18 protein-coding genes and 1 riboswitch are annotated in these 21,771 nt (G+C 54.3%); of the genes, 10 read left to right on the top strand and 8 right to left on the bottom strand.

Annotation, left to right across the window (positions count from 1 at the left end; all coding sequences use genetic code 11):
- The first annotated feature begins 288 nt into the window (after positions 1-288).
- Genes GM298_RS20380 through GM298_RS20370 form a run of 3 tightly spaced genes read left to right on the top strand, consistent with a single transcriptional unit; the run spans position 289 to position 4,060 of the window.
- On the top strand, positions 289-1,428 hold the full coding sequence (locus tag GM298_RS20380; RefSeq protein WP_266155159.1) for a polysaccharide export protein: 1,140 nt from the start codon (positions 289-291) through the stop codon (positions 1,426-1,428).
- Positions 1,428-1,877 (top strand): protein tyrosine phosphatase, encoded by a 450-nt coding sequence (locus GM298_RS20375; RefSeq protein ID WP_126801454.1) that lies wholly within the window; start codon positions 1,428-1,430, stop codon positions 1,875-1,877. Before GM298_RS20380 ends, GM298_RS20375 begins: the two co-directional genes overlap by 1 nt.
- Entirely contained in the window at positions 1,877-4,060 is a 2,184-nt protein-coding gene (locus tag GM298_RS20370) for a polysaccharide biosynthesis tyrosine autokinase (protein ID WP_266155158.1), read from the top strand. Before GM298_RS20375 ends, GM298_RS20370 begins: the two co-directional genes overlap by 1 nt.
- On the opposite strand, the gene GM298_RS20365 is transcribed toward GM298_RS20370, so the two are convergent.
- Positions 4,057-5,400, bottom strand: a complete 1,344-nt coding sequence (locus tag GM298_RS20365; RefSeq protein ID WP_266155157.1) for an NCS2 family permease — start codon at positions 5,398-5,400, stop codon at positions 4,057-4,059. The genes GM298_RS20370 and GM298_RS20365 overlap by 4 nt on opposite strands.
- 20 nt (positions 5,401-5,420) lie before the next feature.
- Entirely contained in the window at positions 5,421-7,199 is a 1,779-nt protein-coding gene (locus GM298_RS20360; protein ID WP_266155156.1) for an adenine deaminase, read from the bottom strand.
- A gap of 122 nt (positions 7,200-7,321) precedes the next feature.
- On the opposite strand from GM298_RS20360, the gene GM298_RS20355 reads away from it, so the two are divergent.
- Both GM298_RS20355 and GM298_RS20350 read left to right on the top strand, forming a co-directional pair.
- Positions 7,322-8,242, top strand: a complete 921-nt coding sequence (locus GM298_RS20355) for a LysR family transcriptional regulator (RefSeq protein WP_176472211.1) — start codon at positions 7,322-7,324, stop codon at positions 8,240-8,242.
- Between the two features lie 70 nt (positions 8,243-8,312).
- Positions 8,313-8,828 carry a protein disulfide oxidoreductase gene (locus tag GM298_RS20350; protein ID WP_032672686.1) on the top strand — a complete coding sequence of 172 codons (516 nt, stop codon included), beginning with the start codon at positions 8,313-8,315 and terminating at the stop codon, positions 8,826-8,828.
- Between the two features lie 36 nt (positions 8,829-8,864).
- On the opposite strand, the gene GM298_RS20345 is transcribed toward GM298_RS20350, so the two are convergent.
- The 3 genes from GM298_RS20345 to GM298_RS20335 form a co-directional block, all read right to left on the bottom strand.
- Positions 8,865-10,331 (bottom strand): pyridoxal phosphate-dependent decarboxylase family protein, encoded by a 1,467-nt coding sequence (locus tag GM298_RS20345; RefSeq protein WP_025759992.1) that lies wholly within the window; start codon positions 10,329-10,331, stop codon positions 8,865-8,867.
- An 18-nt stretch (positions 10,332-10,349) separates the two neighbouring features.
- A complete protein-coding gene (locus GM298_RS20340) occupies positions 10,350-11,726 on the bottom strand; it encodes a diaminobutyrate--2-oxoglutarate transaminase (RefSeq protein ID WP_025759990.1) in 1,377 nt (458 codons plus the stop codon).
- Positions 11,727-12,048: 322 nt separating this feature from the next.
- Positions 12,049-13,056: a LacI family DNA-binding transcriptional regulator gene (locus GM298_RS20335; protein WP_266155151.1), complete on the bottom strand. Its 1,008-nt coding sequence runs from the start codon at positions 13,054-13,056 to the stop codon at positions 12,049-12,051.
- Between the two features lie 238 nt (positions 13,057-13,294).
- On the opposite strand from GM298_RS20335, the gene GM298_RS20330 reads away from it, so the two are divergent.
- Complete coding sequence (locus GM298_RS20330; RefSeq protein ID WP_104557466.1) at positions 13,295-14,536, top strand: MFS transporter; 1,242 nt, start codon at positions 13,295-13,297, stop codon at positions 14,534-14,536.
- Between the two features lie 16 nt (positions 14,537-14,552).
- On the top strand, positions 14,553-15,986 hold the full coding sequence (locus tag GM298_RS20325; RefSeq protein WP_266155149.1) for a glycoside hydrolase family 32 protein: 1,434 nt from the start codon (positions 14,553-14,555) through the stop codon (positions 15,984-15,986).
- Between the two features lie 101 nt (positions 15,987-16,087).
- Here the strand turns inward: GM298_RS20325 and GM298_RS20320 are convergent, their stop codons facing one another.
- Both GM298_RS20320 and GM298_RS20315 read right to left on the bottom strand, forming a co-directional pair.
- A complete protein-coding gene (locus GM298_RS20320) occupies positions 16,088-16,549 on the bottom strand; it encodes a hypothetical protein (protein WP_266155147.1) in 462 nt (153 codons plus the stop codon).
- A 68-nt stretch (positions 16,550-16,617) separates the two neighbouring features.
- Complete coding sequence (locus tag GM298_RS20315; RefSeq protein ID WP_266155145.1) at positions 16,618-17,718, bottom strand: YadA C-terminal domain-containing protein; 1,101 nt, start codon at positions 17,716-17,718, stop codon at positions 16,618-16,620.
- A gap of 1,004 nt (positions 17,719-18,722) precedes the next feature.
- Here GM298_RS20315 and GM298_RS20310 point away from each other — a divergent pair.
- Positions 18,723-19,037 carry a hypothetical protein gene (locus GM298_RS20310; protein ID WP_025760293.1) on the top strand — a complete coding sequence of 105 codons (315 nt, stop codon included), beginning with the start codon at positions 18,723-18,725 and terminating at the stop codon, positions 19,035-19,037.
- Here GM298_RS20310 and GM298_RS20305 read toward each other — a convergent pair.
- Positions 19,034-19,840: a DUF4225 domain-containing protein gene (locus tag GM298_RS20305; RefSeq protein ID WP_095450420.1), complete on the bottom strand. Its 807-nt coding sequence runs from the start codon at positions 19,838-19,840 to the stop codon at positions 19,034-19,036. The two genes, GM298_RS20310 and GM298_RS20305, sit on opposite strands and share 4 nt — an antisense overlap.
- A gap of 229 nt (positions 19,841-20,069) precedes the next feature.
- Positions 20,070-20,166, top strand: a riboswitch (TPP riboswitch).
- A gap of 35 nt (positions 20,167-20,201) precedes the next feature.
- Here GM298_RS20305 and thiM point away from each other — a divergent pair.
- The gene (gene thiM / locus GM298_RS20300; RefSeq protein WP_045285604.1) at positions 20,202-20,972 is read left to right on the top strand and encodes a hydroxyethylthiazole kinase; all 771 of its coding nucleotides are present in this window, start codon (positions 20,202-20,204) and stop codon (positions 20,970-20,972) included.
- Positions 20,969-21,769, top strand: a complete 801-nt coding sequence (gene thiD, locus GM298_RS20295; protein ID WP_266155144.1) for a bifunctional hydroxymethylpyrimidine kinase/phosphomethylpyrimidine kinase — start codon at positions 20,969-20,971, stop codon at positions 21,767-21,769. Before thiM ends, thiD begins: the two co-directional genes overlap by 4 nt.
- The last annotated feature ends 2 nt before the right edge of the window (positions 21,770-21,771 follow it).

Genomic DNA, 21,771 nt, shown 5'->3' with positions numbered 1-21,771 from the left:
GAAATTAATTCAGTGAAAAAATATTTATTTTAACTAAATCTGAAAAGGGGAGTTTGCCATAAGAATGTGAGTCACAAGGCATGCTTTTTATTTGAAGGCGTTTTAAACTCATGAAAGGCGACCGGTTTAATTATCAGTCTTACGTTATTCTGGTGTTTCTTTCCTCTATTTTATGATGTTTATTTCTATATTTAATTATTTGAAAACAGTGCGTTATGATATTGGGTGATTCTTAAAGGGATTGCCTGTTACGCGTTTGGCGCGATCATCAGTGATATTTTAATTTTAATGAAAAACACAATAGCATTCTCTGTAATATTTTTGGCAATAAGTCAGTTGACCGGCTGTATATTTTCTCCCGGGCAAACATTACGTTCATCCGGGAAAAATATTATTGCGTCGGATGAAGAGGGCAATTATTTAGATAAGCGCGTGGATCTTTATCCTCTTACCCCGTCACTGATTGAGAAATTGCGGCCTGCTGTCGCGAAATCTCAGCCAAATCCTAAGCTGGATGATCAGGTCAGGGAGTGGGAGTACCGCATCGGCGCCGGGGATATTTTAACCGTGACCGTCTGGGATCACCCGGAACTGACAACACCTGCCGGGCAGTATCGCAGTGCCAGTGACACCGGTAACTGGGTGAATGCGGACGGCACGCTCTTTTATCCCTATGTCGGGAAACTGCCGGTGGCAGGCAAAACGGTCTCTGAAGTGAGGGAGGAGATCGCCGCCCGCCTGAATAGCGTGATCGAAAGCCCGCAGGTGGACGTCAGCGTGGCCGCCTTCCGTTCGCAAAAAGCCTACGTCACCGGAGAAGTGGTCAAATCTGGTCAGCAGCCCATCACCAATATCCCCCTGACGGTGATGGATGCCGTCAACGCAGCGGGGGGACTCTCTGCCGACGCTGACTGGCGTAATGTGGTGCTCACTCACGAGGGAAAGGATTCTCCTCTCTCCTTGTATGCGCTGATGCAGCACGGCGACCTGACGCAAAATAAGCTGCTCTACCCGGGCGATATCCTGTTTGTTCCGCGTAACGACGCACTGAAAGTGTTTGTGATGGGCGAAGTTGTCAAGCAGAGCACGCTTAAGATGGACAGAAGCGGCATGACCCTGGCGGAAGCGCTGAGCAATGCGGGGGGATTGAATCAGGACATGGCCGATGCGACGGGCATTTTTGTCATTCGTTCCATGGCTAAAGGCAATGACGCGGGAAAAATAGCCCGTATTTACCAGCTTAATGCGCAGGATGCCTCTGCGATGGTGCTGGGGACCGAATTCCAGCTTGAACCCTACGATATTGTCTATGTCACCACGGCACCGCTGTCACGCTGGAACCGCGTGATCGCTCAGCTTGTGCCGACCATCTCAGGTGTGCATGACCTGACCGAAACGGTCCGCTACCTCAGGTCGTGGCCGCAATAATGTTTGATTCCATCTTAGTGGTCTGCACGGGCAATATTTGCCGTTCACCGATTGGCGAGCGGCTGTTACGCCAGCAGCTCCCGGGAAAACGGATCACCTCGGCAGGCATATTCGGCCTAGAGGGAAGCCCGGCGGATCTCAGCGCTCAGGACGTGGCCTGGCGTCATGGGATCTCACTGGAGGGTCATCGCGCACGTAAGCTGACCCGGCAGCTGATGCGGGAGTCGGATCTTATTCTGGTGATGGAACCCGCCCATCTGCGTTTTATCTCTGCTATGGCCCCGGAACTGCGCGGCAAATCGCTGCTCTTTGGGCAATGGCTGGAGCCGCAGGAGATCCCCGATCCCTATCGCAAGAGTCGTGAAGCATTTGACTATGTTTTCGGGCTGTTAGGCAAAGCCAGTCAGGAATGGGCTCATCGGTTGAGTCAAAAAGGAATGAAGCATTAATGTCGTCTTATACAACAGACAGTTACGGTGCAGCGGCACCCGAAAATCAGGAAATTGATCTCCTTCGTCTCCTCAGCGAGATGCTCGATCATCGTGTACTTATTCTCTCAGTGACCTTCATATTCACCGTCCTGGCGGGGCTATACGCCTTTCTGGCGACGCCTGTTTATCGCGCAGATGCCTTAATCCAGGTGGAAGGAAAACAGGATAACAGCCTGCTCAAAAATTTAAGACAGTTCAGTAATGAGCTCTCTCCCGATGTTGAACCCGAAATTCTGCTGCTTAAATCGCGCATGATACTCGGGGCCACCGTTGATGAATTAGGCTTAACGCAGAACGTGACACAGAGGGGACGTCTGTGGGCGCGGTTGCAGGGCCATAAACCCGCCACGCTAACCCTGGGCTGGCTGCAGCTTTCACCTGTCGAAGGAAAGCCACGCACACTTCTCCTCACGGTGCTGGAAAAGGGCGCATATCGGCTGGAGGGTGACAACTTTTCTGCTGAGGGCAGAGAGGGAAAAGCGCTGGAAAAAGCGGGAGTATCCCTGCTGGTGGTGAACCTTGATGCCCCGCCGGGCACCGAATTTACGCTGCAAAGCAGCACCCGTCTGGAGGCCATTAATGTCCTGAGTACCCAGTTTTCCGTGGTTGAATCGGCAAAACAGAGCGGGGTGCTGACGCTAACGCTCACCGGCAGCGATCCGGAGCGGATTGCCCATGTGCTTGACCGGATTGCCAACAACTATCTGCAGCAAAATATTAACCGCCAGGAAGCGCAGGATTCCCGCAGTCTTGCGTTTTTGCAGCAGCAGTTACCTAAAATCCGAAGCGAACTGGATCAGGCCGAAGAGCGGCTGAATCAATATCGCAAACAGCGTGATTCGGTCGATCTCTCTCTGGAAGCGAAATCGGTGCTCGAACAGATTGTGAATATCGAAAACCAGCTCAACGAGCTGACGTTTCGTGAGGCAGAGATCTCTCAGCTGTTTAAGAAAGAGCACCCGAACTACCGTGCATTGCGTGAAAAACGTCACATTCTGGAGCAGGAGAAGATCCACCTGAATCAGCGTGTTGCCGCCATGCCTTCGACTCAGCAGGACATTTTGCGCCTCAGCCGGGATGTGGAGTCAGGCCGCACCATCTACCTGCAGCTGCTTACCCGTCAGCAGGAGCTGAATATTTCACGCTCCAGCACCATCGGGAACGTGCGAATTATCGACAGCGCGGTGACGCAACCCGATCCCATTAAACCGAAAAAGACGCTAATTATGGTGTCGGGCACGCTGTTGGGCCTGATGTGCTCTGTGGGCCTTGTTTTGCTTCGTATTGCATTCCGACGGGGTATCAATACCTCAGAACAACTGGAAGGGTTCGGCGTCCCGGTGATGGCGACCTTACCGCGTTCGATGTGGTTGTGGAAAAAAACGAATCTGCGCCGCAAACGCGTATTGGGTTCGCGCTGGAGGCACAAGATTAACGATGTGCCTTTTCTGCCGGTTGACCGGCCCGCCGATATTTTTGTCGAGGCCGTGCGGGGGCTGCGTACCAGCCTGCATTTCACGTTGCAGGATGCCGCTAACCGCATCGTCATGATTTCAGGACCCACCCAGGACTGCGGAAAAACGTTGGTCAGCACCTCGCTGGCCGCGATTGAGGCGCAGGCCGGGCTCAGGGTGTTATTTATCGATGCGGATATGCGCGAGGGATACGTCCACAACGTATTTGGTTTGAAAAACCACACCGGACTTTCCTGCGTGCTTGAAGAACAGTGCGCCTGTCAGGAGGCGATTCAGCACTATGAGCAAGGCAATATAGATGTGCTGACCTGCGGGCCGGTTCCATCACACCCCTCCGAACTGCTGATGAGCGAACGCTTCAGGGCGGTAATGACCTGGGCGAATGAACAGTATGACCTGGTGATCCTCGACACACCGCCAGTGCTGGCCGTGACCGACGCCGCAGTGGCCGTTCGGGTGGCGGGCACCTCGCTGCTGGTTGCCCGCTTTGGCAAGACCCGCCTGAAAGAGATGGAGAACAGCATCAAGCGTCTGCAACAAACGGGCGCGCGCATCGGCGGTACCGTGCTGAACGACGTGATTAAATCGGCCGCGCAGTATTACCGTGCGGGCTATGATCATTATGAGTATGGCCAAAGCCCGACCCGGCGACAGCGCAAGGATTAATGCTTCACCAGCGTGGCAAAATAATAGACCAGCGGGATGGCGAGGATCCAAAGGCCAACAGGGATGTCTCGCCATTTTCCTGCAATCGCTTTAATGACAATGTAAAACAGCAGTCCCCCTGCAATGCCTGTCCCGAAGCTGTTGGCGATGAGCGTAATCATTACCATCATCAGTACCGGCAGCCCGTCGGTGAAATTCGCCAGATCCACCTTACGCAGTCCGCTGAACATGTTCAGACCGATCAGGATCAGGGCAGGCGCTGTGGCTTCTTTCGGGATCATCAGCGCTACCGGGGTAAACAGCAGCATCAACAGAAACATGAACGCGGCGGCCAGCGCCGTGATGCCTGTTTTTCCCCCCGCTTCCGCGGCCGCCGAGGATTCAATCAGCGCCGTGGCGGCAGGAATGCCGACCCACGGACCTAACGCCGCGGCAATAGAGTCCACCATAAACGGGCGATTGATATTGACCATATTACCCTCGTCATCCAGCAGCCCGGCTTCTCCTCCCACCGCCAGCGTGGTACCCATGGTGGAGAAAAATTCCGAGGCGAAGAAGACGAACAGGAAAGGCAGGAAGGCAATATTCAGGGCACCCAGCATGTCGATATGGCCCAGCACCGGCGTGAGCGAATGGGGCATATCGATGAAGCTTGCCGGCAACCGCGTGACCCCCATCGGGATGCCCACGAGGGTGGCGAACAAAATGGCCCACAAGATAGCACCCGGAATACGGCGCGCCTGCAGGGCAATGGCCAGGAACAGGCCGGCGAGCGCCACCAGCGCACCGGGTGAGAGAAAATCCCCCAGCATCAGCGCATTTGTTTTGGCGTTGGCCAGCACCAGCCCGGCATTACGGAAACCGAGTACGGCGACAAACAAGCCGATAGAGGCCGTCAGCCCGAGTTTGATGGACTGCGGTACGGAGCGGGTGACCACTTCGCGCAGGCCAAAGCGGGTCAGCAGAAAGAACAAAATCCCCGACCAGCAGGCAATGCCCAGACCGATTTCCCAGCCGATGCCTTCACTTCCCGCCAGCGTCACGCCAACCAGCACCGAGCCACCAATGCCCGGCCCGACAATAAACGGCAGGTTAGCGTAAAAGGCCATCAGCAGCGTTCCGGCCACAAACACTAAAATGGTGCCGGTCGTCGCCGCGCCTTTGTCCATCCCGCCCACGGCCAGCAGGCCCGGGATGACCACCAGCAAATAGGCGGCGGCGAGAAAACCGGTGAGACCCGCCAGACACTCGGTACGCACGGTACTGCCATGCGTATGCAGTGCAAAACGACGTTCAAGCCAGCTCCCTGGTGCTGGCGAATTAACGGTGTTGTCGGCCATTATCCGGCTCTCCTTCGATATTATTGTGTGGTGTCCGGGGTTTCCCGGTAAGAAATCAGCGGATTAACAATCTGGCGCGTGCTGCCATCGGTCAGTCCAAGATCGGTCAGATGCGGCCCGGCGTTACATGCAAGGCAGGTTCCTTCAATGGCTTTAAAGACCCGGTACGGCGGCTCCCAGTCGGCAATCTGGCTGCTGCGTTCACGCAGCGTGCGAAACTGACGGGCTAGCTCAGCCGGGGGAAGTTCCGACAACATGCCCGCGATCGGCATCGCAACATGCGCGATGACGCTACCGTTTTGGACCAGCGCCATCCCACCGCCGCTCCCGATTAGCGTGTTGGCAGCCAGCGCCATATCGTCGGGATCGCGCCCCAGCACCACCAGATTGTGTGAATCGTGGGAGTAAGTGGTGGCGATGGCTCCCCGCAGCTCTCCCCAGCCTTCCAGCAGGGCGATTTGCGGCGTTGCCGCATGGCGCGCGTGGCGGTGCTGAACCCAGATCAGGCTAAAGCCAGCCGGTATTTCAACGCGCCCGTTACGCACCCGGGCGTCAGTTTCGCCCCAGCGGGTAAAACGTGCGCCGCTGATGTGGCGCAGGCGCGCGACACCGTGGTTTGCGTTGTCGATACGCAGGTAAAAGTCACTGGCGGCCAGGGGCGACAGGCGCACGGTATCACGCGGTAGCGCCAGCGGCGTATCAACGATCGGCTCAATCATCGCGCCGTCACGGGCAATGCATTTCCCGGCGACGTACACCCGGCGAGCCGTCAGTTTTTCCAGAGAGTCAAACACCACCAGGTCTGCGCGTCTTCCGGCGGCAATCAGTCCGAGATCGTTGCGCTGAAGACGCAGGGAGGCGTTCAGCGTGGCAAACCGCAGCGCGTCCGTCGCCGGAAGACCGTGTTCAATCAGCAGGTTGAGCAGGGCGATAATACCGCCTTTTTCCAGCAGCACGTCAGGGGGAACGTCATCGGTGCAGACCGTGATTTGCGACGAGAGGTGCGGCAGCGTTTTCAGGGCGCTGACAATCTCGGGCAGCAGGTAGGGATGCGAGCCGCGGATCTCCAGCATCAGCCCGGCGCGCAATTTTTCCAGCGCATCGTCGGCGGAGGTGAGCTCATGGTCAGAGGTGACGCCCGCCGCCAGATACGCCTGTAAATCGGCGCCGCTGAGACCGCGCGCATGGCCTTCAATCAGCTTTCCGCTTTCCAGGCCGGCCTGCAGGATCTCCAGCATACGCTGGCTGCCGTTCAGCACCCCGTGCATGTCCATCACCTCCGCCACGCCGCGCACTTCTGGCCAGCCGAGCAGGGTATTCATCTCTTCGCCCGCAAAATCTGCGCCGGACATCTCCAGCCCCGGCGTGGAAGGTACGCTCGAGGGCGCTGCGACCATCACCTGCAGCGGCAGGCTGCGGCTGGCCGCAATCGCAAAGCGGACGCCTTCAATGCCGAGCACGTTCGCCAGCTCGTGCGGATCCCAGAAGACAGCCGTGGTGCCCTGTGCCAGCACGATCTCCGCGTAGCGTGCGGGCAGCAGATGCGAGCTTTCAAGGTGCACGTGCGTATCCATGAGGCCCGGAGAGAGGAACTGGTTATTCAGGTCGTGCGTTTCAAGCGCATCACTGCGGCTGCCGCGCGGGTGGACGCTGGCGATAAGCGAGCCGACGATCCCCACATCCGCCTCGCGGATCTCACCGGTTGCCATATCGACAATTCGGGTATGGGTAAGCAGCAGGTCAAAGGGCGTTTCGCCTCGTGCGGCCTGAACGGCGCGGCGTCGGGTTTCGGCAGTCATGCAATTAACAGTTCCAGCATTGAAATATTGACGTTACTCTATGCACCCGGCAAACGTTTGCCCAGCTGATAAAATTTATCGCCCGATAACCCCGGGTTATTCTGTGACGGGTGTAATGGAGAATGATGACGGAACCCTGGCAGCGCTTACCTGCGCTCTCCCTTCGGCAGCTACAGTATTTTGTCACGCTGGCGCAGCTGCGTCATTTTACGGATACCGCCAGTAAACTGGCCATTAGCCAGCCTGCGCTCAGCAGCGCCCTGCGACAAATCGAAACGGTACTCGGCGGCAAACTGGTCAATCGTACCGCGTCGGCGGTTACGCTGACCGAGTTGGGTCACGCCATTTTGCCCCACGCCCAGCGGGTGCTCAGCGTAGCGCAGCTGGCGTTTGATGATATGCAGCAGATTGTGCAGGCCGGCGGCGACGGCACGGTACGAATCGGTCTGGTGCCTTCCGTCAGCTCGCTGCTGTTTCCGCTGCTGCCGCAGACGCTTGCGCAGGCCTTTCCACGCCTTCGGGTGGAGTTTCACGATCAAACCAATGACGCGCTGGTGGCGCAACTGCTGAAAGGGCAGATTGATTTCGGTATCGGGGCGCTGGACAGCTCGGTTCCCGACCAGCTTAACGTGTTCCCGCTGCAGGAAGATCCGTTTGTGGCGGTATTCCATTGCGACGATCCGCTGGGCGCGTCGGCACACGTGCCCTGGAAACAGCTGGTGGGTCGGGATATTGCCGTCTTCTCCAAAGGCAACATCCAGCGGCTGGTCAATGCGCTTGCCGAAAGTCATCGTCTTTCGCTGCAGACGCGTTATCAGGTGGACTATATTGAGACGCTGTACGGCCTGGTGCGTTCGAAGCTGGCCGTGGCGATATTGCCGCAGCTTTATACCACCCATTTGCAGGATCCCCGGCTTAAGGTGGTTCATCTTCAGCAGCCGGCACTGTTCCGCACGGTGGCGCTGATGCGTGCCCCGCAGGCGCTTCCTCCGCTCATTGAATCCTGCTTTACGCTGATGGTCGACACCCTACGAACGAAGTAACGCGACACTTCTTTACAGCGTGACGGCGTGCAGCCCGCTAAGATGACCTCTGTTAAATCAAGAGGTCACAATGGATAACCGTAAATTGAGCCGACTGCGCCGCTGGGCGCGGGAAGGGATAATACTTGTTGTGCTGACGCTGGCCGTGGTGTGGGGCGTGGATCAGTATCGAAAACCGACCTTACCCGCCACGTTTAGCGCAACCCCAATGCAGAGCATCGACGGGAAAACGCACGATATCGCGGCGCTCAGCCACGAGCGCCCACTGCTGATTTACGTCTGGGCCACCTGGTGCAGCATCTGCCGTTTCACGACGCCCGCGGTCAATCAGCTGGCAGAAGAGGGCGGGAACGTGGTGAGTATCGCCATGCGCTCCGGTGATAACGCTAAGCTTGCTCGTTGGGTTGACAAGAAACAGCTGAAAATGCCGGTGATAAACGATGAAAACGGTGCGCTGTCGCAGGAATGGCAGGTAAGCGTGACGCCGACGCTGGTCATTGTATCGAAGGGGAACGTCGTCAGTACCACGACGGGCTGGACGAGCTACTGGGGATTAAAAATCAGAATGTGGTGGGCAGGGATATAAAAATAAACCCCTCTTCCGGAGAAGAGGGGTGGAGTATTACTTCGCCAGAACTTCCTGCGCGGTGCGCTCAACCAGCGACAGCAGGATTTTGATATCCTCCAGCGTCACGGTTGGGTTCAGCAGCGTCAGCTTCAGGCAGGTCACGCCGTTATGCTCGGTCACGCCGACGTTTGCACGGCCAGACTCCAGCAGCGCATCACCAATTTTCTGGTTCAACAGGGCGATACCTGCGTCATCGGCCTGCACCTGGCCACGGAAGCGGAACAGCACGCTTGCCAGCTGTGGCTGCATTACCAGTTCCAGAGCAGGTTGCTCTTTCACGTAAGCCGCAACCTGCTGCGCCAGCGTCACGCCGTGATCGATAATCGCCGCGTACTGCTCCTGACCCAGCGCTTCCAGGCTCATCCACAGCTTCAGCGCGTCGAAACGACGGGTGGTCTGCAGCGATTTGGACACCAGGTTTGGCACGCCGGCTTCTTCATCGAACTCAGAGTTCAGGTAAGCCGCCTGATAGCGCATCAGCTCATAGTGGCGCGCTTCTTTCAGCAGGAACGCACCGCAGCTGATGGTCTGGAAGAACTGCTTGTGGAAGTCCAGGGTCACGGAATCCACCAGCTCAATGCCGTCCAGGTAGTGACGATACTGCTCAGACATCAGCAGCGCGCCGCCCCAGGCCGCATCAACGTGTACCCAGATGTTCTGCTTCGCCGCCAGCTCGGCAATGGCACGCAGCGGGTCGATTGCACCGGCATCGGTGGTACCTGCTGTCGCGACAATCGCCAGAATCTGTTCGCCGTTCGCGTTGCACTGTTCAATTTTCGCCGCCAGATCGGTCAGATCCATACGGGAGAATTCATCCGTTTTCACCTGCACCACGGACTGGTAACCCAGACCCATCAGCGCCATGTTTTTCTGCACGGAGAAGTGCGCGTTTTCGGAGCACAGCACGCGGATTTTACGCAGATCGCCTGTTAAACCGTCCTGCTGAACGGAGTGACCCTGACGCGCGAAGAACGCATCACGGGCCAGCATCAGGCCCATCAGGTTGCTCTGGGTGCCGCCGCTGGTGAAGACACCGGCGTCGCCAGCCTGATAACCCACGCGGGTACGCAGCCATTCGATCAGTTTGATCTCGATGATGGTTGCGGACGGGCTTTGATCCCAGGAGTCCATGCTCTGGTTGGTGGCGTTGATCAGCACTTCCGCCGCCTGGCTAACAACCAGGCTTGGGCAGTGCAGGTGCGCCACGCACTGCGGGTGATGAACGGACAGGCTGTCTTTCAGGAAGAACTCCACGGCGCGTTCAATCGCCGCTTCGTTGCCCAGCCCTTTCGGGTTGAAATCCAGCTTAATGCGGTCGCGCAGTTCCGCGACCGTTTTGCCCTGATACATCTCAGGCTGCTTCAGCCACTGCATCACAGCCTGAGTGCTTTGTTCAATCGCCTGCTGGTAAGCTTCAATGCTCTGCGCAGAGGAGAACAAAATTGGGTTTGAATCAGACATCGTAATCAACAACTCCGGTTACGCCGGGCGAACGCCCGCAGCAAGCAGGGCCTGCTCGAATTTATCCAGGAAGACTTTCAGCTCTTCATCGCTGATCAGCAGAGATGGCAGCAGACGCAGAACGATACCGTTACGACCGCCACGCTCCAGAATCAGACCGGCTTCGAAGCACTTCTTCTGAATCAGTGCAGACAGCTCGCCGTCGCCCGGGAAGCAACCCATGTGGTCAGCGGCTTCGTGTGGCTTAACGATCTCGATACCGATCATCATGCCCAGACCGCGAACGTGACCAATAACCGGATAACGTTTCGCCATCTCTTTCAGCTGGCCTTTCAGCCATTCGCCCTGTGCAGCCACTTTGCCTGCAATGTTCTGGTCTTTCAGGATTTTCAGCGTCGTCAGACCGGTTGCCATCGCCAGCTGGTTGCCACGGAAGGTACCGGTGTGGTGGCCTGGTGCCCATGCATCGAACTGCTTTTTGATACCGAGCACGGCCAGCGGCAGACCGCCACCAACAGCTTTAGACATCACGATGATGTCTGGCTCAATGCCAGCGTGTTCGAAGGCGAAGAATTTACCGGTACGGGCAAAGCCCGCCTGAACTTCGTCGAGGATCAGCAGAATGCCGTGTTCCTGAGTCACTTTACGGATGCGCTGCAGCCACTCAGCCGGCGCTGGGTTCACGCCGCCTTCGCCCTGAACCGCTTCCAGAATGACGGCAGCAGGTTTGCGCACGCCGCTCTCAACGTCGTTGATCAGGTTTTCGAAGTAGTAAGTCAGCGCTTTCACGCCCGCTTCACCACCGATACCCAGCGGGCAACGGTACTCGTGCGGGTAAGGCATAAACTGCACTTCTGGCATCATACCGTCTACCGCTTCTTTCGGAGACAGGTTGCCGGTCACGGACAGCGCGCCGTGGGTCATGCCGTGGTAACCACCCGAGAAGCTGATGATACCGCTACGGCCGGTCACTTTTTTCGCCAGCTTCAGCGCGGCTTCCACAGCGTCAGCACCGGATGGACCGGTGAACTGCAGGCAGTACTCTTTGCCCTGACCAGGCAGCAGAGAGAGCAGGTATTCGGAAAACGCGTCTTTCAGAGGCGTAGTCAGATCCAGAGTATGTAACGGCAAGCCGCTGGTAATGACATTTTGGATGCTTTTCAGCACATCAGGGTGGTTATGGCCAAGCGCAAGGGTGCCTGCGCCTGCTAAACAGTCAAGGTATTCTTTATTGTCTGCATCGGTTACCCACACGCCTTCTGCTTTAGTGATCGCTAAAGGCAGTTTGCGCGGATAACTCCTGACGTTAGATTCAAACTCGGCCTGACGGGCCAGATAGGTTTCGTTGCTTTTGTGGGCATCTACGGTGTCAATACGGACTTTATCCGTCATCATATCACTCCTACAACCGCCGCTTCGTTATGAGCCACGATTGAATAAAAAGTTAAAAAACAGATGGGGGGCCTGAAAAAAACGCCGCCAATATAGAGCCTTTTGCCACGGGGCTCAATGGTTAATTTGTTTACTGTTTTGTGACACGGCGCACAGGGGGAGGTATATCCCCGTTTTCAGGCGGAAAATTGCAGTTTATGGCAAATAAAAACAGGCGGTTACGTACTTAACGTTCTGGCAGCAAAATCATAAAAAAGAGTGTGACAAATCGTGCCATCCGCGAACTTAACACGCTTATTTCGGCAACAGGGGCAAAAAGCGGTGGTCAGGATGGATGCGCAACGGAATTCCGCATCAAAAAAGGACTTTCAACACGCAGGGTTTCCCGGTGGGTTTCACCGTTAATAATATGCAGGGCGCTCAGGCGACCAATTTCATAATGCGGCAGCTGAACGGTTGAAAGCGGGGGGAGAAAGAGTTCTCCAATGCCCACCATATTGTCATAACCGATAACCGCGATATCTTCAGGGATGCGAAGCCCTTGCGCCAGCAGAGTCTGGTACACCATCAATGCGATACGATCGTTACCGCAGATAACGGAGTCGAACAGGGGAATGCCATTCTGAATGCGCGCCAGCAGCACTGACGGAATGTCACGATAGTGCTCGTCCCCCGACGCCATGTAGCTATGTTCCAGGGTGTCCGGGTCGAGCCCCGCTTCACGACACGCACGTTCCAGCCCCTGACGGCGCCGGGTTGTGGCCAGATGGTCCGCGGGTAAATGCAGGCAAAAAGGCTGCCGGTAGCCCTCGGCGAGTAACGCCTGCACGGCGGCGTACTGCCCCTGTTCATCATCAGGGATATAGCTGGCGACCTGTTCATCGACACTTTCGCAATTGGCCAGCACACAGGGAAGGGTAAGCAGTTTTGCAGGGAGAGGAACCTGACGTAATCCCATTGTGGTGTAAATAATCCCGTCCGGGCGGTGGGAGAGCAGCAGATCGACGATCGTATCCGGGTTGTCATCGGTAAACATATTCATGACGAAGCTGTTCCAGCCATGCATCCGGGCCGTCTCTTCAATGGACAGCGTAATCTCCACCGAGAAAGGCGTCGTCACCGTATCGAGCGCCAGCACGCCGATGGTTTTCGGCGAGGCATGCGCGCCGCGTATTTTCTTGGCGGAAAGATCGGGTACGTAGCTGGTCTGCTCGATAGCCTGCTGTACGCGCGCCAGCGTTTCCGGCTTAAGGCGCTCCGGGTTGTTAAGCGCGCGTGAGACGGTCATCAGCGATACGTTAGCCAGCTTTGCGACGTCCTTCAGGGATGCCATTTTCTTACTCCGTTAATGCTCTGTGTGAAAGGGTATACAACTAAGTCGCTGATGTAAAAGGAAGGCTGATGCACAGGCCAGGCCATGCTGCCCTCAGTGATGAATATTTGATCGCGATCTCATTCCTTTGATGTTAACGTTAACTTTCGTGATTAACATCTTAAATTCCAGCCAAACCGCATGAGAAAGGATAAATGTTAACGTTACCATTGTGTCATTACTCCAACATGAGAATGTCATGATGAAAACGCATCACTCTCACAGCTACCCTTTATTAAGCGCATTACTGTTTTTCTTTTTTGTCACGTGGTCATCCTCCGGCTCGCTGCTTTCCATCTGGCTCCACCAGGAGGTGGGGCTAAAGGCAGGCGATACGGGAGTCATCTATGCCGTGCTTTCTGTCTCCGCGCTATGCGCGCAAATCTGCTACGGCTTCATTCAGGACAAACTCGGCCTGCGCAAAAACCTGCTCTGGTTTCTGACCAGCCTGCTCATTCTTTCTGGTCCTGCCTTCCTGCTGTTTGGTTATCTGCTGCAGATTAACGTTTTACTCGGCAGTATTTTTGGCGGGATTTATATCGGCCTGACGTTTAACGGCGGGATAGGGGTACTGGAGTCCTATACCGAGCGAGTGGCCCGCCAGAGCCAGTTTGAGTTCGGCAAGGCGAGGATGTGGGGATCGCTTGGCTGGGCGGTGGCAACCTTTTTTGCGGGGCTCCTGTTTAACCTTAATCCGAAGCTCAACTTCGCTGTCGCGAGCTGTGCAGGGCTGGCGTTTTTTGTTTTGCTGGCGCGACTCAGGGTCTCTTCCGCCCCACACGCTATGCAGGAAGCGGTATCCGGCGGTAAGGTCACCCTGGAAGATGCATTGCGCCTGCTGACGCTGCCGCGGTTCTGGGCGCTGGTGTTTTTCGTTATCGGCACCTGTATTTATGGCGTTTACGACCAGCAGTTCCCGGTCTATTTCTCCTCCCAGTTCCCGACGTTACAGGAAGGAAACGCCATGTACGGCTATCTCAACTCCTTCCAGGTTTTCCTTGAGGCGGCGGGTATGTTCTGCGCGCCATGGCTGGTGAATCGCCTTGGCGCGAAGAACGGCCTGATTTTCGCGGGAATGGTGATGGCAATGCGTATGGTGGCGTCGGGGCTGGTTGAGGGGCCGGTACTTATCTCCATTACCAAGCTATTGCACGCAGTTGAACTGCCCGTTTTGCTGGTCTCTATCTTTAAATACAACAGTTTACACTTTGATAAGCGGCTCTCTTCCACCCTCTATCTGGTGGGCTTTGCCTGTACAAGCTCGGTGATTGCCTCGGTCCTGTCGCCGCTGGCGGGCTACAGCTATGAGAAATACGGCTTTGCCCAGTCCTATCTCATTATGGGGCTGTTAGTGTTCAGCACCACGTTTATCTCCATTTTCCTGTTGCGCTCGGGTAAGTCCTCTTCTGACCCGCTCATGCCGCAACCTTCCACCATCTGATCGAAAGAGTAGAGAAATGACGTATTCCATTACGAAAGCAGAGCTGGAACTTCAGTCCAGACGCGAAGAGCTTAACCTGCGCTGGTATCCGCGTTACCACCTGGCAGCCCGCGCTGGCTGGATGAACGACCCAAATGGCCTGGTCTGGTTTGACGGCTGGTATCACGCTTTTTATCAGCATCATCCCTACTCGACCCAGTGGGGCCCGATGCACTGGGGCCATGCGCGCAGTAAAGATTTAGTTCACTGGGAACACCTTCCCGTTGCGCTGGCGCCGGAAGGGCCTGAAGACAAGGATGGCTGTTTTTCCGGTTCGGCGGTGGTGGATGGCGATACGCTGGCACTGATTTACACCGGACATAAATTCCACGGCGATCCGGATGACGAGGCGAATCTCTACCAGGTGCAGTGCCTGGCGACCAGCCGTGACGGCATTCATTTTGCCCGGCAGGGAATGATCGTTGATACGCCGCCTGGCCTGCATCATTTCCGCGACCCAAAAGTGTGGCGTGAAGGAGAGAGCTGGTACATGGTTGTTGGCGCGCGCGACGGCGAGACGGGCCAGGTGCGCGTATATCGTTCTGCCGATCTGCGCGAGTGGCAGGATATGGGCGTGCTTGCGGTGGCTGAAAAAGAGATGGGCTATATGTGGGAATGCCCGGACTTTTTCACTCTCAGCGGTAAACGCGTGCTGATGTTTTCACCACAGGGACTGGCTGCCGAAGGATTCGAAAATCGCAATCTTTTCCAGAGCGGCTATCTGGTGGGCGAGTGGCAGCCCGGGCAGCATTTTGTGCGTGAAGGTGAGTTTGTGGAGATGGATCGCGGGCATGATTTCTATGCTCCACAGAGTTTCCTGACGCCTGATGGGCGCCGCATCGTTATCGGCTGGCTGGATATGTGGGAATCTCCCCTACCGGAACAGGAGGATGGCTGGGCAGGCATGCTCTCGTTACCGCGCGAACTGACGCTGAGCGCGGATAATCGTCTGCAAATGCGGCCGGCCAGAGAGGTCGAAAGCCTCCGGGGAGCGTGGTTCCCCTGGCCGGTGAGTACGTTGACCAATCAGCAGATAGCGCTGGTGGAACGCTGCGACGCGCTGGAGGTTATTCTGCAGTGGGATTGCGCAAACAGCACGGCGGAACACTACGGCATTCGTCTTGGCACCGGGCTACGCGTCTATGTTGATGCGCAGATGCAGCGCCTGGTGCTGGAGCGATACTACCCGCAGTATGGCCTGTGTGGCTCACGTAGCGTCGCGCTCAATCTGAATAATGCGCTTAATCTGCGCCTGTTCTTTGACAGATCTTCCGTTGAAGTGTTTGTTAATGAGGGAGAAGCGTGCCTCAGCAGCCGCATTTATCCTGATGAAGATTGCCGTGATCTGGCGCTGTTTGCCTGGACGGGGCGGGCGTCGCTCATCCATGGCGGGGCCTGGCAACTGGAGTAAACACGGACCTGGTGGCGACGGGCATCAGGTCAGCTTAATTTAAAATACTGCCCCATCTTGATGGGGCGACGTAAATATAGATTCTTAAATGATGATTATTTTTAATCTTTAGAGAGTTGAGCGTTCATGACTTTCTCATTCTCTACAACCAATTGAAGGGAGTAGCCGCCTTTGCTCCACGTACCATTGTTTGGTTTCCAGCCTTTAGAGAGAAGGTATTCTGCAGCATCCGAGATTGGCTGGTTCATAACGTGATCTGCTTCACTGGTAAGTTGTTTAACGCTGCTGCTCTGTGTAGCTGGCTTCACGTTACATTCACCGTTCGCGTCCTGCAATTGCGTACAGCCTTTCGGCAGGTGCTTGTGTGCTGATTGTGCACGTTGAGCCGCGTTTTCAAGTGCCTGTTTTTCAGCCGCAGCGTTAATTGCTGTCGTGCGGTTTTGCTCCGCGACATAACATGCGTCTTTACTGACACCTTGCGCTTCACACTCAGCCATACGTTGAGCGGGTGAAGAACATGCAGCAAGAGACATTACGGCAGCTACCATCATTAACTTTTTCATTATTATTACCTCATAAATTACAGTTATAAAGCGCCTTCAACAGAAGGCGCTGAATGAAAAACTATTATTTAAAATCCGATGCCGACACCGACACCCATTGCGAAATCATTATTCGTTGAGTCACTCATACCCGCTTTCACAACCGCGCTACCCGCATGGAAGGAAGCGCCGACACTGACCGCTTCCTCCCCTTTAAATTCACCGGCACCCGCAGAGAACATTACAGCCTGATCTTTTTCAACCTGGGGCATGGAAGCCATTGCAACAGCAGAGGCTACGCCACCACGCGCTTCTTTTTTATTACCATCAACTTCATCTTTCAGGTTTTCGAATTGAGAGTGAGTGTTAGCTTGTGTCTGCGCAAATACCTGTTGAGCCGCTTTCAGATCTTTAGCTTGTGCTGTAGTTTGCGCACTAAGTGATTTAACGTGATTGATAGTTGCATCAACTTTGGCGATGGTTGATTTATCAACAACACTTTTTGTAATGGTAGTGGTGATTCCGTTACGCCCCGCTTTACCTGCCACACCTTGTGGGCCCGGTTTTCCGGTAGCGCCATCTTTCCCGTTAATTCCATTAATAGTCAGTATACGTTGAGGTGCAGTCGCAATAGTTGTTTTAGCCGAAGCAGGAGCAGGGGTTGTTGTCGGGCCTACCGGAGTTTGGGTATCGACTACCGTGATTGTTAGTTTCTGAATATCACCCTGAACCCCGATGGGATCATTACGGCTAATCAGCGGTTGCACCGGAGCCTGAATAATCGCTTTTGGCGGTACAGAGGGGGTATACATTAATTGAGTTTGTAATGCAGGGATTTTACCCGGAACGTTATAAGCCTGCGGCTTTGGCGGAACAACCGGCGTTTTCTGTAGTGGCAGAACAGGCTGTGGGGCGACAAGCGGAGTGGGTGTTTGCTGGGGTGGCAAAATTGGCTTGGGTGGCGTCAGCTGAATCAGCATTGGAACCGGACCAGGGATAGACTGCGGTTTAACAGGAACCGCATAAGGAGCAGAATTCCACGCTGACTGGTTGTTTTTAGCGTTTATGTAGCTGTTACCGAAATTCGTATTATAGGTAACATTATATTGTGGATTAACAGGATTATGCTGTATTGCCATTGCAGCAGATGAAACACTAAATACAAAAACAGCAATAATAGATTTTTTCATTTCAAAGCTCTCATCATAAATACAAATACGGAAAAAACTTTGGGCGCTATCCTGGCGGGAAGATACAACTTCTTGTTATATCTGCATTAATTCACGATTAACGATCAAGTTTTAGTTTGGTGACTTATTTTGTAACGTGCAGTAACTATCTTTGAATGTGTAATTTTGATTATTGATCTAAATCATAAGTCGCATTAATTGTTCATCCGCTTCACAGCGTTGCTTTAGATGATATTATCAATAAATTCAGTTGCATAGTTAATGTTGGGTATGGGGAGGTGAAAAAAGTATTAAACACTGATCAATAAGAACTGCTTAAGTGTTTTGACCAAAAGACCTGTGAAATTGACAAAATAGTTAATTCAAATTTATAGGATTCACGACTTCTTTTATCATTGAATATTCCTGTTCTTTTGAATGAAAGTTTTGCTGGGAGACTTTGGTAACATTGGATGCCCGATAAAAATATTTATGTTGAAAATTAAATTTAAAATGTATCTAACATAAATTGCTATAAATGAGTAAGAGGATTGTTATAAAAAATGAGATGTTTAGAAGAGGGGCCATGATCGCCCCCCATTCACAGGCTGTGCTACGGTCTCAAGTCTCTTCACAATTATTCTGTTTCCGGTGTGATAATTCGAAAATTCTGGCACCTGGGGTTAAGCCCCGGTTACGCTGTTTTCTGCGATTTACCGATATATAAGCTCCTGCTTTAATAGTATTTTGCCATCCGGCTGATGGAGTCGTCTCCGCACCGTCGAATGCGAGGTTTAATGCAACTCAGCAAGACGTGTATTGTCTAAAATCTGATAAATTGTCCAAACATCATGTGAGCGTTAACCCTTACATGGTCGAAACGCCTGGACACCACCCAGACGATAAGAAAGGGGGATAGAGTCTGCGGAAAGTTTCGGCTGGATTGCGATAACACTCATCAGTATGATTGCTTGCACAATCAGTGATTGGGGAAACAACTTTTGAGAGTTAAAGGACGATACGATATGAAAGTGACTGATGAGGCGTTGTTACGTTCAGGGTTTACACCTTCGGATTTGCAGAAGATAAAAAACAACGTTGAAAGCTACGGCGGAACCCTGGGAGAAGCGATTCAGGATCTGGCTAATCGATTCAGGATCGTTCTTTGGATCTTTTACGCTTTCATAGCAATGTTTCTCTGGGTAATCATTTCAAAAGAAATAGAATATATCATATCAACGGGGATCAGTTTATCTATAGCAATGTTGATTGCTGTTTTTGTTCAACCGCCAGTCCTTTCTTACAAATCCTGGCGGTTCTGGAGAAAATACAGGGGTTAATGATTCGGTGCTTCGGTGGAAAGCAGGTCAAAAATAACTTTAGCCTTGATACCATAGCCTACTATTTTCATCGTTAACCTGGGGCGGCTCATTGTGTTGACTTTACGGTGGTAATCGTGGGGAAGCCAACGGAACAATCGCCAGGCACCTGCTTTTCGCGCTAATCCAAAAATGCTGTAGATGCTTGCGCTTAGTGTTAGAGCGTTATAAAAAGCCAGACCAGATTCAGCTTTAAATCCCATAAACTGAGCAGTATTAATCACTTTGTCAGCGACCACACCTTCAGAGTTAGATTTCCCTTCAGATAATAATGTATTCACTTCTCTGGTTATACCGTTAGTGCCATCAGCAACTAAGATTGCGCCAGCGAGGACGCCAATGGGGGTCATCGTCGAGATCATGATCATTCCGCCGTAGAAAACTATCCCTGATATAACGATATTCACAGCCGAAATCATGTACCCGACGATTTTATTATTTTCCTTAACAAACTCGACCTTCGCGTAAAGCTGTGCGGACTTAGTTCTTAACAGACGCTCTTGTTCAAGCAGATTGTCTGTTTCAGCACGCAGATTTTTGATGCATACAATGCATTCTTCGTCTGTTTTAGCTCGCCGCGCTGCCTCAAACTCCTTTTCTACGACCTGTTTCATCTCTTCGACAAACTTGATACGTGTTATCCCATCTTGCAAATAGAATGCTGACAGCCGGTTTGCTGTTTCGACGAGTTTCCGGGCTTCCAGATTTACCATGGTATCTGACCAGGTTCTGTTCCATCCCCTGTTGAGCAGCGCGATATCCATAAAGCCTCCTTTCCTGAATGTGCCTGGTCATTTTACGTTCTATACGGTCAGGGGCAACAGGATATGCTTTGATATCATGACTAATGTAACAAAGGAGCTTAATGGCGACTTTTTTCATAGTTAGAGTGGGGTACAAACCGAGGTACAGCGTGAAGAAGCGATAAGCGGAAGGGCGGGCTTGCGTCAGCAAACAACTTCCCCTAATCTGGCAAAAAGTAACAGAAATGTACCAAATGACTCGGGGTGCCCTTCTTTGTGAAGGCTGAGAAATACCCGTATTACCTGATCTGGATAATGCCAGCGTAGGGAAGTCAGATGCCTTCCCGGTCATCGCTTCTTCACGCAAGGCAGGAGCGAAACCATGCAGCCTGACCTGCTCGATTTACACGTTTTACACCACTTCCGAACCCGTTCTCCGCTCACGCATTGTATGACCAACGATGTCGTGCAGACCTTTACGGCCAACGTTTTGCTGGCGCTTGGCGCATCCCCCGCGATGGTGATTGAAGCCGAAGAGGCTGAACAATTTGCCGGGATGGCCGATGCGCTGCTGATTAACGTTGGCACGCTCACATCGCCGCGCGCCCAGTCAATGCGTCGTGCCATTGAAAGTGCAGTGGAGGCAGGCAAACCCTGGACGCTGGACCCGGTGGCGGTGGGCGCCCTGGCGTTCCGCACCCGTTTTTGCCATCAAATTCTTGCCCTGAAACCGGCGGCCATTCGCGGCAATGCCTCCGAAATCCTGGCCCTTGCCGGCATGAGCACGGGTGGACGTGGCGTTGATACGACCGATACCGCTGCCAGCGCGGTGCCAGCTGCCGAGGCGCTGGCCCGCCAGACCAACGCCATTGTGGTCGTCACCGGTGAAGTGGATTACATCACCGACGGACAGCGAACCCGCACGGTCACGGGTGGTGACCCGCTGATGACGCGCGTGGTGGGCACCGGGTGTGCGCTCTCTGCCGTTGTGGCAGCGAGCTGCTCGCTGCCGGGCGACAGGCTGGATAACGTCGCTGCCGCCTGCGGCTGGATGAAACGGGCCGGATCGGTTGCCGTTGCGCACTCTCGTGGCCCGGGCAGTTTTGCCAGCGCGTTCCTGGATGCGCTCTACACGCTGGAGGTACCGGCATGAAACGGATTAACGCCCTGACCATTGCCGGCACCGATCCCAGCGGCGGCGCCGGTATCCAGGCTGACCTGAAAACGTTCTCGGCTCTTGGCGCGTACGGTTGCTCGGTGATCACCGCGCTGGTGGCGCAAAATACGCGCGGGGTGCAGTCGGTCTACCGTATCGAGCCCGATTTTGTCGCCGCACAGCTGGATTCGGTGTTCAGCGACGTGCGCATCGATACCACCAAAATCGGCATGCTGGCCGAGACGGACATTGTTGAAGCGGTGGCGGAACGGCTTAAGCGTTATCAGGTGCAAAACGTGGTGCTGGATACCGTCATGCTGGCAAAAAGTGGTGACCCGCTGCTCTCCGCTTCCGCCGTGGAGACGCTGCGCAAAAAGCTGCTGCCGCAGGTGGCGCTCATTACCCCTAATCTGCCTGAAGCTGCCGCGCTGTTAGGTGCGCCGCACGCGCAAACTGAGCGTGAAATGAAAGAGCAGGGGAATGCCCTGCTGGCGATGGGCTGCGGGGCGGTGCTGATGAAGGGTGGGCATCTGGATGACGCTGAAAGTCCGGACTGGCTCTTCACTCGCGAAGGCGAAGTGCGTTTCACCGCCCCGCGCGTGCAAACCAAAAATACCCATGGCACGGGCTGTACACTCTCGGCCGCGCTGGCGGCGCTGCGTCCACGGCATAAAAACTGGGCCGATACGGTGCAGGAAGCGAAAGCCTGGCTCTCCGCGGCGCTGGCAAAAGCCGATACTCTGGAAGTGGGTCACGGTATTGGGCCGGTTCACCATTTTCATGCATGGTGGTAGGC

It is taken from the genome of Enterobacter sp. HSTU-ASh6 (assembly GCF_026319105.1).
In the GTDB taxonomy this organism is placed as follows: domain Bacteria; phylum Pseudomonadota; class Gammaproteobacteria; order Enterobacterales; family Enterobacteriaceae; genus Enterobacter; species Enterobacter sichuanensis.
This window is presented reverse-complemented; position numbering and strand designations above follow the sequence as displayed.

What these genes read in the sequence shown, in the direction of transcription:
- GM298_RS20370 (WP_266155158.1), top strand. Translation starts at nt 1,877, where the DNA reads ATGTCGTCTTATACAACAGACAGTTACGGTGCAGCGGCACCCGAAAAT.
- GM298_RS20335 (WP_266155151.1), bottom strand. Translation starts at nt 13,056, where the DNA reads ATGGCATCCCTGAAGGACGTCGCAAAGCTGGCTAACGTATCGCTGATG.
- GM298_RS20375 (WP_126801454.1), top strand. Translation starts at nt 1,428, where the DNA reads ATGTTTGATTCCATCTTAGTGGTCTGCACGGGCAATATTTGCCGTTCA.
- GM298_RS20340 (WP_025759990.1), bottom strand. Translation starts at nt 11,726, where the DNA reads ATGATGACGGATAAAGTCCGTATTGACACCGTAGATGCCCACAAAAGC.
- thiM (WP_045285604.1), top strand. Translation starts at nt 20,202, where the DNA reads ATGCAGCCTGACCTGCTCGATTTACACGTTTTACACCACTTCCGAACC.
- GM298_RS20305 (WP_095450420.1), bottom strand. Translation starts at nt 19,840, where the DNA reads ATGGATATCGCGCTGCTCAACAGGGGATGGAACAGAACCTGGTCAGAT.
- GM298_RS20380 (WP_266155159.1), top strand. Translation starts at nt 289, where the DNA reads ATGAAAAACACAATAGCATTCTCTGTAATATTTTTGGCAATAAGTCAG.
- GM298_RS20320 (WP_266155147.1), bottom strand. Translation starts at nt 16,549, where the DNA reads ATGAAAAAGTTAATGATGGTAGCTGCCGTAATGTCTCTTGCTGCATGT.
- GM298_RS20330 (WP_104557466.1), top strand. Translation starts at nt 13,295, where the DNA reads ATGATGAAAACGCATCACTCTCACAGCTACCCTTTATTAAGCGCATTA.
- thiD (WP_266155144.1), top strand. Translation starts at nt 20,969, where the DNA reads ATGAAACGGATTAACGCCCTGACCATTGCCGGCACCGATCCCAGCGGC.
- GM298_RS20315 (WP_266155145.1), bottom strand. Translation starts at nt 17,718, where the DNA reads ATGAAAAAATCTATTATTGCTGTTTTTGTATTTAGTGTTTCATCTGCT.
- GM298_RS20355 (WP_176472211.1), top strand. Translation starts at nt 7,322, where the DNA reads ATGATGACGGAACCCTGGCAGCGCTTACCTGCGCTCTCCCTTCGGCAG.
- GM298_RS20310 (WP_025760293.1), top strand. Translation starts at nt 18,723, where the DNA reads ATGAAAGTGACTGATGAGGCGTTGTTACGTTCAGGGTTTACACCTTCG.
- GM298_RS20345 (WP_025759992.1), bottom strand. Translation starts at nt 10,331, where the DNA reads ATGTCTGATTCAAACCCAATTTTGTTCTCCTCTGCGCAGAGCATTGAA.
- GM298_RS20325 (WP_266155149.1), top strand. Translation starts at nt 14,553, where the DNA reads ATGACGTATTCCATTACGAAAGCAGAGCTGGAACTTCAGTCCAGACGC.
- GM298_RS20350 (WP_032672686.1), top strand. Translation starts at nt 8,313, where the DNA reads ATGGATAACCGTAAATTGAGCCGACTGCGCCGCTGGGCGCGGGAAGGG.
- GM298_RS20360 (WP_266155156.1), bottom strand. Translation starts at nt 7,199, where the DNA reads ATGACTGCCGAAACCCGACGCCGCGCCGTTCAGGCCGCACGAGGCGAA.
- GM298_RS20365 (WP_266155157.1), bottom strand. Translation starts at nt 5,400, where the DNA reads ATGGCCGACAACACCGTTAATTCGCCAGCACCAGGGAGCTGGCTTGAA.